Origin of the sequence: Pectinatus haikarae (genome assembly GCF_015732185.1) — a bacterium.
Classification (GTDB): Bacteria; Bacillota; Negativicutes; order Selenomonadales; family Selenomonadaceae; genus Pectinatus; species Pectinatus haikarae.
Window position 1 is genome coordinate 1 of sequence record NZ_WIQM01000015.1, and the last position, 14,376, is coordinate 14,376.

11 protein-coding genes are annotated in these 14,376 nt (G+C 40.9%); 3 read left to right on the plus strand and 8 right to left on the minus strand.

What is annotated here, in order from left to right:
* On the minus strand, positions 1 to 3,440 hold a 3,440-nt coding region (locus tag I6758_RS09310), incomplete at its 3' end, for an acyl-CoA dehydratase activase-related protein (protein WP_196604995.1).
* A gap of 589 nt (positions 3,441 to 4,029) precedes the next feature.
* On the opposite strand from I6758_RS09310, the gene minD reads away from it, so the two are divergent.
* On the plus strand, positions 4,030 to 4,818 hold the full coding sequence (minD, locus tag I6758_RS09315; RefSeq protein ID WP_196604996.1) for a septum site-determining protein MinD: 789 nt from the start codon (positions 4,030 to 4,032) through the stop codon (positions 4,816 to 4,818).
* Positions 4,819 to 4,930: 112 nt separating this feature from the next.
* On the opposite strand, the gene truA is transcribed toward minD, so the two are convergent.
* The 7 genes from truA to I6758_RS09350 all read right to left on the minus strand — a co-directional run bounded on the left by truA (position 4,931) and on the right by I6758_RS09350 (position 11,540).
* Complete coding sequence (gene truA / locus I6758_RS09320; RefSeq protein WP_196604997.1) at positions 4,931 to 5,704, minus strand: tRNA pseudouridine(38-40) synthase TruA; 774 nt, start codon at positions 5,702 to 5,704, stop codon at positions 4,931 to 4,933.
* Between the two features lie 3 nt (positions 5,705 to 5,707).
* Complete coding sequence (locus tag I6758_RS09325) at positions 5,708 to 6,511, minus strand: energy-coupling factor transporter transmembrane component T family protein (RefSeq protein ID WP_196604998.1); 804 nt, start codon at positions 6,509 to 6,511, stop codon at positions 5,708 to 5,710.
* Complete coding sequence (locus I6758_RS09330; protein WP_196604999.1) at positions 6,501 to 7,370, minus strand: energy-coupling factor transporter ATPase; 870 nt, start codon at positions 7,368 to 7,370, stop codon at positions 6,501 to 6,503. Before I6758_RS09330 ends, I6758_RS09325 begins: the two co-directional genes overlap by 11 nt.
* Positions 7,371 to 7,603: 233 nt before the next feature.
* On the minus strand, positions 7,604 to 9,121 hold the full coding sequence (locus I6758_RS09335; RefSeq protein ID WP_196605000.1) for a phosphohexomutase domain-containing protein: 1,518 nt from the start codon (positions 9,119 to 9,121) through the stop codon (positions 7,604 to 7,606).
* Positions 9,122 to 9,287: 166 nt separating this feature from the next.
* A complete protein-coding gene (rpiB, locus tag I6758_RS09340; protein ID WP_196605001.1) occupies positions 9,288 to 9,749 on the minus strand; it encodes a ribose 5-phosphate isomerase B in 462 nt (153 codons plus the stop codon).
* Positions 9,750 to 9,774: 25 nt separating this feature from the next.
* The gene (locus I6758_RS09345) at positions 9,775 to 10,713 is read right to left on the minus strand and encodes a transketolase family protein (RefSeq protein WP_196605002.1); all 939 of its coding nucleotides are present in this window, start codon (positions 10,711 to 10,713) and stop codon (positions 9,775 to 9,777) included.
* Positions 10,710 to 11,540: a transketolase gene (locus I6758_RS09350; RefSeq protein ID WP_196605003.1), complete on the minus strand. Its 831-nt coding sequence runs from the start codon at positions 11,538 to 11,540 to the stop codon at positions 10,710 to 10,712. Before I6758_RS09350 ends, I6758_RS09345 begins: the two co-directional genes overlap by 4 nt.
* Positions 11,541 to 11,952: 412 nt before the next feature.
* Here I6758_RS09350 and I6758_RS09355 point away from each other — a divergent pair, with 412 nt between their 5' ends.
* Together I6758_RS09355 and I6758_RS09360 are read left to right on the plus strand one after the other, a co-directional pair.
* A complete protein-coding gene (locus I6758_RS09355; protein WP_196605004.1) occupies positions 11,953 to 12,759 on the plus strand; it encodes a DeoR/GlpR family DNA-binding transcription regulator in 807 nt (268 codons plus the stop codon).
* Between the two features lie 433 nt (positions 12,760 to 13,192).
* Positions 13,193 to 14,089, plus strand: a complete 897-nt coding sequence (locus I6758_RS09360; RefSeq protein WP_196605005.1) for a helix-turn-helix transcriptional regulator — start codon at positions 13,193 to 13,195, stop codon at positions 14,087 to 14,089.
* Positions 14,090 to 14,376: the final 287 nt, after the last annotated feature.

The window sequence follows — 14,376 nt, forward strand, 5'->3', positions numbered from 1 at the left end:
CGCTGCAGCAGGTCGGCATAAATGGTTGCTTTCAATACATCTATAAAAAGGCCCGTAGTCATTTTAAACGAATCTGTTTCTCTGCCCCAGCAGGCAAAAACAGGAACCTGCGGCATACCAGCATCATGCAAGGCTTTGCGCATAAGATTCAAATAGTTAGTAGCACGACAGGCACCGCATGTCTGAAAAAGCATAATAGAAGTCTTATTCACATCATACTTGCCCGATTTTAACGCATAAAGGAGCTGCCCAATGACTATGATAGCCGGATAACACATATCATTATTCACATAACGCAGACCCTCATCGACAGCTGCTTGATTCGGCATTTCTGGTATAACAATGCGATAGCCATGTTTCTTTACGGCAGCTTCTATAAGCTCAAAATGCAATGGAGACATTTGAGGTGCGAGAATAGTATGCTCTGTCTGGCATTCCTGCCTGAAATAAGCTCTTTCTTTAACCGGAAGCGGCGTTCTGCCGCCTTCTCTCATTCCGTATTTCCATGCAGCCATAAGAGAACGCAGTCTTATTCTGGCTGAGCCAAGATTGCTTACTTCATCAAGCTTTATCATTGTGTATACACAATTACTGCGCTCCAAAATTTCTTTTACCTGCCCTGTAGTTATCGCATCCAATCCGCAACCGAAGGAACTGAATTGAATCAGAGTAAGTTCAGGATGTTCCGCAACATACTGCGCCGCCCGATACAAGCGTGCATGGTAGACCCATTGATTGACAATGCTGAGCTTTTCATCTTCTATCGGCAAATGAGCGAGCGCATCTTCGGATAAAACCGCTATACCATAATTTTGAATCATCTCAGGAATACCATGATTTATTTCCGGATCTATGTGATAAGGTCGGCCGCAAAGAACAACCGCCTTCATATGTTTTTCCCTGATCTGCTCCATTATGACCTTGCCATAGTCCTGAACATCTCTTTTATAATGTTCAAGTTCAGCATAAGCATTTTCCAATGCCCTGCGTATATCCTTTTTTCCGCAGCAAAGTGATTTTAATTCCTCTGTAAGCCGTATATACATTCTTTTTTTGTCATTTATCGGTAAAAACGGCTGCAGAAAATTTATATTTTTCTTTTGCAGTATATCCATATTTGCACGAATATTTTCCGCATATGATGCCACAACAGGACAATTATAATTGCTGTCTCCATTGTCAAGTTCATCTTTTATATTAGACGGGATACATGGATAAAAAATTGTTTTTATCCCTTTTTCTATCAAATCCACTATATGTCCGTGCACCAATTTCGCCGGATAGCACAGTGAATCCGACGGTACCGTTGACATACCCTTGTAATAAAGCTGCGCTGAAGATTTGCCGGAGAGAACTACCTCATACCCCAATTCCGTAAAAAAGGTAAACCAAAACGGATAATCCTCATACATATTAAGGCTGCGCGGCAAGCCTATTTTCCCCTTTGGTGCATTTAACTGTGGTTTGTAGTAAGAGAAAAGCCGATCATATTTGTATTTATAAATATTAGGGAAATCCTGCATTGTTTTTTTCACGCCGCCGATTCCTCTTTCACAGCGATTGCCGATGAAGTATCTTCCTCCATCCGGAAATTTCTGCATGGTTATAAGACAATTATTTCCGCATTTCTTACAGCGATATGAAGTCTGTTCTGCCTTAAAACCGACCAATGCACCGGCAGACAGCAATGCAGATTTTTCCTGTTTTCTTTCCATCGACAGCAGTGCCATGCCATATGCACCCATAAGGCCTGAAATATCCGGACGAATAACTTTTTTATCAAGCAAAATCTCCATTGACCGCAAAACAGCGTCATTATAGAACGTACCGCCCTGAACTACTATTGCATCGCCAAGCTCCTCAGTATCCTTTATCTGTATAACCTTGAACAACGCATTTTTTATGACAGACAACGCTATTCCCGCAGAAATATCGGCAACAGCCGCACCTTCTTTTTGCGCCTGTTTCACACGGGAGTTCATAAATACGGTACACCGTGTACCAAGATCCACAGGATGCTCCGCGGCAATACCTTTATCGGCAAATTCAGCGGCTGTCATAGAAAGTCCCTGTGCAAAATTTTCAATAAAGGAGCCGCACCCGGCAGAACAAGCCTCATTCAGAATGATTTGAGCTATATGTCCATCCTTCACAAAAAAGCACTTCATATCCTGCCCGCCGATGTCGAGTACGCAGCTGACTTTCGGACAAAATTCCCTGGCTGCTCTTAAATGGGCAAAAGTTTCAACTTCGCCAAAATCAGCATGCACGGCCGCTTTTACTATATGCTCGCCGTATCCCGTTGTTCCTGCACTTTTGATATAGGTTTCCCCATTTATCTTACTGTATAAATCGCGCAGGGCCTCTAGGACACTGTCAAGAGGGACTCCCTTATTGCTGCCATAAGAAGTGTACAGAAGTTGCTTTTCAGCTCCTACAGCAACGACTTTTGTCGTTGTCGATCCTGCATCTATTCCTACATACAAGGGTCCCTTGTATGTACACAGATTTCCTCTTTTCACAACATCCTGATCGTGCCTTTTCTTAAATTCGGCATATTCCTCTTCGTTTTTAAATAAAATAAATGGTGTTTTTTCTATATCCGCCTTTACGTTTTTTCCCGCAAAAAGAGCCGTAAGAAGCTTTTCATAATCAAGAACAGATGCATTTTCAGAAAGAGCTGCTCCCATGGCCACAAAATAACAGCCATCCGGCGTGTTTACAATATGTTCATCCGACAGATTCAATGTTTTTATAAAACGATCACGCAGCATAGGCAAAAAATGCAGCGGCCCGCCCAAAAAAGCGACGTTCCCTTCGATAGGCCGGCCCTGCGCCAAATTGCCGATAGTCTGATTTACTACAGCCTGAAAGATGGAGAATGCTATGTCTTCTCTTGATACTCCGTCATTTATAAGGGCTTGCACATCAGTTTTTGCAAAAACACCGCAGCGTGAAGCAATTGTATGAACCTGACCACCATTTTCAGCCAGCTTCTCAAGCCCCCTGGCATCAGTATGCAGAAGAGCTGCCATATGATCGATAAAGGATCCCGTGCCGCCCGCACAGACCCCATTCATCCGCTGTTCGGGCGCTGTACCAAAATATGTTATTTTAGCATCTTCACCGCCTAATTCAACTGCGGCATCTGTATGCGGTATCCATTTTTTCACAGCCTGTGTACAGGCTATAACCTCCTGAACAAATGTAACTTTCATAGCCGCGGCCAGTCCCATACCGGCCGAACCTGTAAATGTACAGTAAAACTTGCGGTTATGCAGCTTATCTTTCAGTGCAGCAATATCTTCACTCAAAGCTTTATAAATCTCAGAAAAATGTCTTTTGTACTGTTTAAACACCGTTCTGTCCGATTCATCCAAAACTACAGTTTTAATCGTAGTAGATCCTATATCAATACCGATTTTCCAAGTAGGATTCATAACTAACACCCCAAAATATAATAAACAAAAGCTCCCGGTGCCACCATGAGAAAGATCACCGGAAGACCATTATCCCCAAATCACACAGCCCGTCTGCAGCCAAAACAACTGACAAAACATTCAGCATAAGCCGGACAATAAATACAGTCATGCATATGATAATATAAATGCTGTTTACTGTAAAGGACAGATCAGCAATAGATTCTATGCATTCTGAAGGAATAAGGCCGAACAAGTTTTCATTGGTGCATCATCACTTGCACACTGGCAACTGTTGGTAATTCTGTTAAAAATCAACCATAAAAATAATAAGTGATATTATAAAATATACTTATCTTTATTCTTATCAAAACAATAATTCTTCTGATTATGTTATACCATAATCAATAATTAATTTCAATAAGTAATGCGTCCTGCTTGGCAAATTGTCCTATAAGAATTATAATCAGAGCTTATTTAGCCCTGGCATTTATGCTATAATAAACGAAGATTGTTCTTTGCGATAAGTTTTGCAATTATATGTCCATTTATACCAGGAAAATCCAGCGTTATCAAAAATCGCTATATTATAAGCTTGGAGGAACAAAAATTGAGCGAAATCATTGTTATCACATCGGGTAAAGGAGGAGTCGGCAAAACGACGACCGCAGCAAATCTCGGTGCTGGTCTGGCCTCCTTAGGAAAAAAAGTCGCCCTCATAGACACTGATACAGGCCTCAGAAACCTTGATCTTATACTCGGCGTTGAAAACTTCATCTGTCATACTCTCATAGATGTAGCAGCAGGAAAAATCCCTTTTGAGAAGGCTCTTATCCGCCATCCCCAGTACAAGAGCTTATATCTTCTGCCTACGTCGCAAAAATATGATAAATCAGCTCTCAATGGCGATGATCTTATAAAAATATGCGATCAGATGCGCAATCAATTCGACTTTATTATAATTGACTGCCCTGCTGGTATCGAACAGGGATTTAAAACTGCTATCGCAGCCGCTGATTCGGCTATAATAGTAACTATGCCGGAAATGGCAGCACTGCGGGATGCCGATAAAGTAGTCGGTGAATTAAACCGCGCTGAATTCACAGACATCAGGCTCATTATCAATCGCATCCGTCCTGATATGGTAACCCGCGGCGATATGCTCGACATAACAGATATAAAGGATATCCTTGGTGTAACCGTCATAGGGCAGATACCTGATGAAGAAACGATCATAAAATACACCAATAAAGGCCGCCCTGTCATCGAAGATAAAAATTCTCTCGCTGCACAGGCATACAGAAACATAACCCACCGGCTTTGCGGTGAAACGGTTCCTTTTCCCGATCTTGGCTGCAAACCTACATTTCTCGGCAAGCTCAAAAATCTTTTCAAATAATTTAGATAAGCAATTCTCTTTTTACACTAGAATCAATTAATTTCCCCTGACTAAATAAAAACAGCAGCAATGTCTTTTTGCACAGTATGTTTTTTAGTCAGGGGTTTTTATTTCAATAATTTACATGCCACAGCGTCAGCCCTCTGGCTGGTGCTGTTTTTCCGGCTTTGTTTCTGTCCTTAGCCTGCATTATCTCCGCAAAATTATCCGGTGAAAGCCTTCCGTTGCCAACTTTCACAACAGTGCCGACAATATTTCTGACCATATGATATAAAAAACCATTACCCCAAAAGCGAAAAGTAAGCATAGCCCCTTCCTGTTTACACTCCGCCTCATAGATAGTCCTCACCGGATTCATCCCGAGAGCACCTCCTGCCGCCCGAAAAGCTGAAAAATCATGTTCGCCGGTCACCAGTGTCAGGGCTTTTCTCATATCCGCCAAACACAACTTATATTCATACTGCCAGCTATACCGATGCAGAAGGGGATCCGGCACCTTGCTGTGATAAAGTTGGTAAACATATATCTTACTCTTTGCACTATGCAGTGCACTGAAGTCTCTGTCTGCTTCCTGTGCTTCTGTCACTACTATATCCTTCGGCAAGAGTCTGTTTGCGGCCTTTGGAATATTCTCTATAGGTATCATCCCGTCTGAAAAGAAATTTACCACTTGCCCTCTGGCATGAACTCCCGCGTCTGTTCTTCCTGCCGCTGCTATTTCTATGGAATCGCCAAAGACAGCCGGCAATATTTCTTCCAATACATTTTGAACAGCCACACATTTATTTTGCCGTTGAAAACCATGATAGGCAGTCCCGTCATATGCCACTGTCAGTTTTATATTGCGGCGTCTTCTTTTCATTGTTTCCTTATGTTCTTGCCTCATCAGTCATATTCCCTTTATTTTTAATACAATCATTCCCGCAATTATCAAAACAGCTATTGCCGCGATAAAAAAATCCAGTCTGCCAAATTTCATTTCTTTCATACGTGTACGTCCCTGCCCGCCCCGATAGCAGCGCGATTCCATAGCCAGTGCCAATTCATCGGCACGTCGGAACGCACTGACAAAAAGAGGGATCAATATCGGCATAATATATTTTATCCGCTGTATAATATTGCCCGAAGAAAAATCAGCGCCGCGTGACTTTTGCGCTTTTATGATCTTATCGGTCTCTGTTATGAGCGTTGGTATGAATCGAAGAGCTATAGTCATCATCATAGAAAGTTCATGTGCCGGCACGCCTATTTTTTTAAAAGGACTAAGCAGGCTTTCAAGAGCATCCGTTAAAACTAAAGGTGATGTGGTAAAGGTCAGTATAGATGCCATCAGTACCAGTAATATCAATCTTAAAGTTATGAATATCCCTTCTGTCAGCCCTTCCCATGTAGCTGAAAAAATCCACAGATCAGCTATTATTGTCCCCTCTCCACTGAAAATATGCATTATGAATGTAAATAGAACTATCCAGAACATCGGTTTAACAGCCTTTAAGTACATGACAAAAGGTATTTTTGAAACAGTCATCAATATTATGTTCAATAAAGTCAAAAGGATATAATCAGTCTTACTGTCGCATAAAAATATAGCAATAATGAAAATGAACAACAGCATGATTTTCAATCTGGCATCCATCCGGTGAAGGACAGAATCAGCAGGGAAAAATTGGCCCAGCATCATATCATCTAGCATCTTTTTCTCTCCCGTAATATGCCGCACAGACGGCATCTGCCGCATCACTTTTATTCAAGCAGTCACTTCTTACCGGAAATGCCTGTTCATTTATTTGCCGCAACAGTTGTGTCAGATGCGGCGCACGCAGTCCTGCAGCCTGCAAAATATCATTCTTTTTAAAAATATCCTGCGGCATTCCGTCCGCAGCAACACAGCCGTCATGCAGCACAATTATGCGTCCTGCCAGTCCTATTATATCATCCATATTATGCGACACCATTATAATTGTGGTATTGCCTTTACGGTAAAGAGCTCTTATATTTTCCAGCAAATCATGTTTTGCCTTTGGATCCAGTCCTGCCGTCGGTTCATCCAGCACCAGATATGCCGGTTCCAGCGCTACTATTCCTGCGATTGCCACACGCCTCATCTGTCCGCCGCTGAGTGCAAACGGTGAAGCGTCTCTATACTGCTCATAGTCAAGCCCGACAAAGGACATCGCCTTTTTTACTCGTTTGTCAACCGCATCCGGCTCAAGGCCAAAATTTTTTGGACCAAATGCTATATCAGCGTATACGGTTTCTTCAAAAAGTTGTGTTTCCGGATACTGAAAAACCATTCCTACCGAGTGTCTTGCCTTTATTTTTTCTTTTCCCCCGCGGTTTATATCCACTCCGTCCACCTTGACGGTTCCGGAGCAGGGAGATATAAGTCCGTTTAAATGCTGCATCAAAGTAGACTTTCCTGATCCGGTATGTCCGGCTATAGCAACGAATGATCCCTCTTCGATTTTGAGATTTACATTTTTCAAAGCATCTTTTTCGTATGGAGTCTTTTTCATATATGTATAGGTAAGATTTTCTATTTCAATAGACACTTGCTTATCACCATTACCTTATTTTTTATTTCCGTCGTCACATATTATACATCGGCAAATATTGTCAACGCAATTATTTATCCTATTTACCTTATAAATAAATTATCTAAAAAATACGGCTCAGTTCAAAACACACAGAAAACAAAAAGAGTTTTTGAGCAGAAAAATAAAAGCATCTTCTGAAAAATCTTCAAATAGATGCTCTTATTGTCAGCTATATACTATATTTTTCTTTATTTCTTCAAAGAACTTTTATCTAATTGATCAAAGCCGATGAGCAGTTCCTGCATGACAGCCGTTATTTTATCACAGTCACCCGCACCGTTTCCTTCTATATTAAGCGGCATTTTAGGATCATGCAGAGACTGACGCAAAAGGGCCCAGCCATTCACGCTTCCCTTGAATGACAATCGTACGCCTTCATAAGATGGTGTGACAACTGTATATCCTTTTTCCTTAGCACGTTCCTCGAAAGTTTTCAGTACCTTTTGTCCGTATTCTCTAAAGTTTTCACAATTTATAGACATGCGATATTCTGCCTCTTCAAAAATGGGCTGCAGCTTTTCTATAAGACTTTCTAAAGATTTATCTTCTTTTTTTGCAATAGCCGCTGCAACCAGCAGCTTCACAGCAAGATATGCTCCGTCATCCAGATAATAGTTTTCTTTAAGAGCGCCGTGGCCGCTTGTTTCTATGGCAAGAGGCGATATTTCGCCCTTATCGTTAAGCCGCCTGCATTCATTGATAACATTTTTATAGCCGCGCATATAACGATGATGCTTTAAATGCAGTTCATTTTGTAAAAAGTCAGTCAGTTTATCGGAGGTTACCGAATCAGTTATAATTGTAGATTCAGGATAATCGGGTGCCAAAATCGCTGCCATCATAGCGATAAGAGCATCACGATTTATTTCTCTGCCGTCTGCCAGGACAGCTGACATTCGATCGACATCAGTATCAAAAATGAGACCTAAGTCGGCTTTATTAGTGATCACAGCACTGCGCAGAGCCTCCATAGCCTGCTTATTTTCCGGGTTTGGTATATGATTGGGGAAATGCCCGTCCGGCTCAAGGAACTGACTGCCCGCAGTATCAGCACCTAACTGGCCCAATACCTTTTCGACAAAAAATCCGCCGGCTCCATTGCCCGCATCAACTACAATATGAATACCCTTAAGCGGGTGATAAAATTCCTCTGAATTTATGCCTTTGCGTATTTTTTCGCAAAGATCCTGTGCATAAAGGTCTATGAGCTCACAGTTTTGAACAGTGCTTATGTCTGTATCAATCTTTGCCGTATTCACCGCAATTTTCAATGCATCCGTAAGATCGCTTTTTTCCATTCCGCCATCAATAGTAAAGAATTTCAAACCATTGCGATTGAAGGGCAGATGGCTTGCCGTTATCATTATTGATCCGTCAAATTTAGTCTGATCATATACAAGCGACATAAACATCGCCGGTGTCGTAGCCATATTGCAATCATAAGCTTTTGCCCCAAGACCCATTATTGCCTTCAATGCCTGTTTCTTAAGATCGGACGCCGATATTCTGGAATCATGTCCCACAGCAATTTTCAAGTCTGCCACAGCTTTTCCGTTTTTTGCAGCAAGCCATTTCACAAAACCTGCTGTGATCCTGTTAGCGTATTCGCCGGTCAAAGTAACTGGTTCCCCTTCAACACCTTCTACGGCAACACCGCGGACATCACTGCCATTCTGCAAACTTAATATCGCTTTTTCATCTGACATATAAACCTTCCTTTCATTTTTAAACATATTATCTACCATAATAAAGCTACTATCATAATAGCAGTTTTATTGCCGCTGTGAAAGAAAAAGAGCGTAAAATGATGACAAACTATGCCCATTTTACGCTCCTGCCTTCCGATTCTTTAAATCTGCCGCAGACTTTTGATCACTTAGCTGCTTTGATATGATCCTGTTCAAGTTCATTTATCCGCATTACTTTTGGCTGTGATCTTGATTTTTCAGAGTAATCGGAATCAAGCCATGTATCAAGAAGAGCTTTGGCAAGCTCAGTGCCGATAACGCGTTCTCCCATACAGATTATCTGCGCATTATTGCTCATTCTGCTGCGCTGTGCCGAAAATTGATCATGACATACTGCCGCGCGTACACCCGGCACTTTATTTGCACAGATGCACATTCCTATGCCCGTACCGCAGACAAGCACTGCCCGTTCATATTTGCCTTGAGCGACAGCATCTGCCACTTTATAAGCAACATCCGGGTAAAGAACAACTTCGCCTTTTTCTGCACCAAAATCATCAACTTCATAGCCTTTTGCTTCCAAGTGTTCCTTTAAGACGATTTTCAAACTATATGCTGCTTCATCGCAGCCGATTGCTATTTTCATGATATTTTTCTCCTTAGCTTCAATATTATTTTAAATATGCACTTACTTTTTTATCTATGCCTTCAGCATCAAGTCCAAACTCATGCAGCAAGCCCACTGCCGGACCTGAGTGCCCAAAACAATCATTCACACCCAAACGCAGGACAGGTGTAGGACAATTTTCTGAAAGAACTTCACATACAGCACCGCCCAGGCCGCCGATCACAGAGTGTTCCTCAACAGTTATGATCTTACCTGTTTTTTTAGCCACTTCTATGATCAGTTCCTTATCTATCGGCTTTATTGTATGTATGTTTACAACTCCCACATCAATACCCTTTTGTGCCATCTTTTCTGCAGCCTCAAGAGAAGCATTCACGCAAAGTCCCGTTGCTATAATGGTAGCATCTTTACCTTCGCGGAGCACAATACCCTTGCCCAGCTCAAATTTGTAATCCGGCTTATCATTGATAATAGGAATTGCCAAGCGGCCGAAACGCATATAAACCGGACCATCGTGATCATATGCGGCCGTTACGGCAGCTTTTGCTTCAATATCATCGGCAGGATTGAGCACTACCATCCCCGGTATAGTGCGCATCAGGGCAATGTCTTCATTACACTGATGTGTGGCACCATCCTCACCTACAGATATCCCCGCATGAGTAGCACCAATTTTAACATTAAGGTGCGGATACCCTATGGAATTTCTTACTTGTTCAAAAGCACGCCCTGCCGCAAACATGGCAAATGTACTCACAAACGGCACCAAACCTGTGGAAGCCAGTCCGGCAGCTATTCCCATCATATTGCCTTCTGAAATGCCGCAGTCATAATGTCTGTCCGGAACGGCTTTCTTAAAAATTCCCGTCTTGGTTGCGGCGGCCAAATCAGCATCCAAAACAATTATATTATTATGTTTTTTGTATAATTCTACAAGAGCATTTCCATAGCTGTCTCTTGTAGCAATTTTTACTGCTGTCATGCCAACGCCTCCCCATTTTTTTCCAATTCAGCCATTGCTTGCTTATATTGTTCCTCATTAGGAGCTTTTCCATGCCAGCCCACAGCATTTTCCATGAAGGAAACGCCTTTTCCTTTTACACTTTTAGCAATTATAGCCGTTGGCTTTCCTTTTGTTTGTGCCGCTTCTTTAAAAGCAGCTCTGATCTGATCAAAGTCATGCGCATCAATATTTATAACATGAAAATTAAATGCCTTGAATTTTTCATCTATAGGATACGGAGAACAAATTTCCTCAACCGTTCCATCAATTTGCAGATTATTATTGTCGACCACAACTGTCAGATTATCGAGCCCGTGGCTGCCGGCAAACATGGACGCTTCCCAAACCTGTCCTTCCTGCAGTTCACCGTCTCCCAGCATGGTGTATACGCGGAAACCTTTATCCTGTACTTTTGCAGATAAAGCCATCCCTACCGCGGCAGAAATTCCTTGTCCGAGAGAACCTGTAGACATATCCACACCTGCCGTATGCTTCATATCAGGATGTCCCTGCAAGTAAGAATCGATATGGCGAAGTGTTTTTAAATCAGCCGCCGGGATGTAACCTCTCAACGACAGTACGGCATACAGGCCCGGTGCGGCATGTCCCTTCGACAATACAAACCTGTCCCGGTCCTGATCATCAGCTTTTTTGGGATCTACATTCATTTCTTCAAAATAAAGATACGTTAAGATATCAGCCGCCGACAAAGATCCGCCCGGATGACCTGATTTTGCATGAAATGTTTCAATTATAACATTTTTACGCAATTCATTGGCAGTCTTTTTCAAAGCTAAATTATCCATTTAGAACCTCCTTTAAATTTACCAGTAAGACTGGTTTGAACTGTAAATACAAGCAACTATCAACATAAAACAAAATTTTCCGCATACACGGAGAAGCCGTATTCATTATTTTTGGTAACTTTCTTATTTGATGCGCAGTAATTGTTTTGTTTGATATTGTTTATCTTTTTTTACAGTTTTTTTATTCTATTTTTGCTTTTATTATAACAAAGTCCAAAATTTTTTCAAGTGTTTTTTCACTTTTATTTTTTCAGTCTCTGTATTTATTTCTTGTTTTTATTTTTGCATGCTTGTTTTTTATTATTTTTTTTGTGGAACAATCATGAAATTGATTGTCAAAATTTCCGCATTGCTATATAATATTAACAAATTGATGATATTATTCAAAATTACTATCCGAGGAGGCTGTGCTATGTTTGCTATAGAACGGCAAAATATTATACTGGAACATATAAAAGAACACGGTAAAATAACTACTCAGCAAATTTGCGAAAAATTTACAGTTTCGGCCACAACAGCAAGAAACGATATGAAAGAACTGGAAGAAAGGAATCTTATAACAAGAACACACGGCGGAGCTACTCTGACTGATAAGCAGTTGACAATGCAGCCGGATATAACGCATATTTTTCAAAAAGGACAGGAAGACAGCTACAGCTTTCTTTCCAGAGAAAAAAAATGCACTGAAGAGAAAGAACATATAGCACAAAAAGCTCTTTCCTATATTACAGAGCGGGGATCAATCTATCTTGATTCAGGAACGACTGCACTCGTAATGGCTAAAAAACTTGCTGCCATGCAAAAAAAACTGATCGTAGTTACACACGGCATTCATATTATGTCCGCGCTTATATCCAATCCTAATATTACAGTTATATTTGTCGGCGGTATCGTCGGCAAGGATGCCGCTTACATAGAAGGCACTCTTGGTTCGGGTATTTTTGATAATCTCAATATTGATCTGGCATTTGTTTCCGGTTATGGCATGACCATCAAATCGGGGCTTACTGATTTCAATCCCTACGAAGTAGAATTAAAACGCATTGTTGTCAAGCATTCCCACAAGATAATCGCACTTGTCGATTCATCGAAATTCGATGTGGTCTCAACTGCAAACTTTTGTCCGACAGACAGTATATCCACGATAATTACAGATCCAAAAGTTTCTCCGGATGTAATTCATGAATATCAAGACAAAAATATCAATATAGTATACTGAATAATATATTGCTGTTGCACCGTGCCAAACGCATATAAGCAGACCGCAAAATAATTCACGCACGAAGGCCGGGTCCTTTTGATAGGGCCCGGCCTTCGTGCGTGAATTATTTCTGTGCTGTCTGAAAAAACATTATATTTCAAGCTGATTTTTACTGTTCTTGCCTAATATCATCTACCGTCTTTCTGTTTTAAATCAGCAGGCTACTGGCATACCTTCATCCCAAAAACCTGTCTGAAATTATAATTCCATTATTAAAAAATTTATAAATAAATTGACTATTTTAAAAAATATGCGTTATAATTTCATCAAAAGTTATCAATCAGAATCTAATCACAATATTATATAGGATATTATAACATCGCCAATTTATTTCTATAAATTTGGCGATGTTATTGTTGAATATTTTTTTGTATGAGGAGCACATATTATAATGACGGTACAATATTATATAAAAAAAATTTTCCGACCTGGCTTAGAGACAAATACCAGATTACTTTATGTATGCAATGCAGATGAATTTCAGACCAAACTACCAACAGTTTTCCATTCTCATCACGACCGTATAGAAATTGTATATATCTATAAAGGATATGGCATACATCGAATAGACAATCAGCTGTACCATACCAAAGCCGGTGACCTGCTGATTTACAACAGTGGCATTATTCATGACGAATGTGCAGACCAGCATACAGGTATGTGCGTATACAATTGTGCTATAAGGGGTTTAAAAATAGACAATCTGCCGGAGAATCACCTGATAGCCGACGACATGTGCCCGGTATTGAGCTGCGGTGAAATGTCTGTACAGATTAAGCACATTTTTTCATCCATGCACGAACAGATTGCCCAGAACCAGTCCCACAGTGAAGCAATCTGCCAATATCTACTGAATGTGCTTCTCATGATCCTTATATATCAAATGCCCTGGCAGAAAAAAGCATACACCAGGAAGGATTCTCTGTTTGTCAATCTAAAGGCATATATTGATCAGCATTATCTGAATGATATAAGAATAGAAGATTTAAGCAAAAGAGCTTATATGAGCACTTCTTATTTTACACATCAGTTCAAGAAGCAGACAGGTTTTTCACCCATACAGTATATTATCCGGCGGCGGATCGGGAAAGCCCAGTCATTGCTCATCAGCAGTGATCAAAGCATCACTGAGATCAGCGGCAGTATAGGCTATGACAACATAAGTTATTTTAACACTCTGTTCAAGCGGATTGTCGGCATGACGCCCAGGAGTTACCGAAAATACCGTGTCGGTGAAAACCAGTATAAAAGGCTGAATTATCTTTGCAGGCTCTGGGATAAATTTTAAAAACAGCGTATGTTCTGAATTCGGAACATACGCTGTTTTTTTCTGACACGGGGCCGGCCGGTTCCATTCACTCTGCATCCGTCCCGGTTCAGCATATTCGGCAACCCGTAAAAAGAAAAATTCTGCATGATATTTGCGGTATTATTTTTAATATTTATAATAATTAAGCAAAAAGGCAACAATTACTGCAAAAAAAGTCCTCTTTATATCCCAAAATGAGCAATTTAAAGAAAGAACCGTAGGAGCTATTCACCTATAATAAATCCATCAGTTAAGTAAAGCTGTAA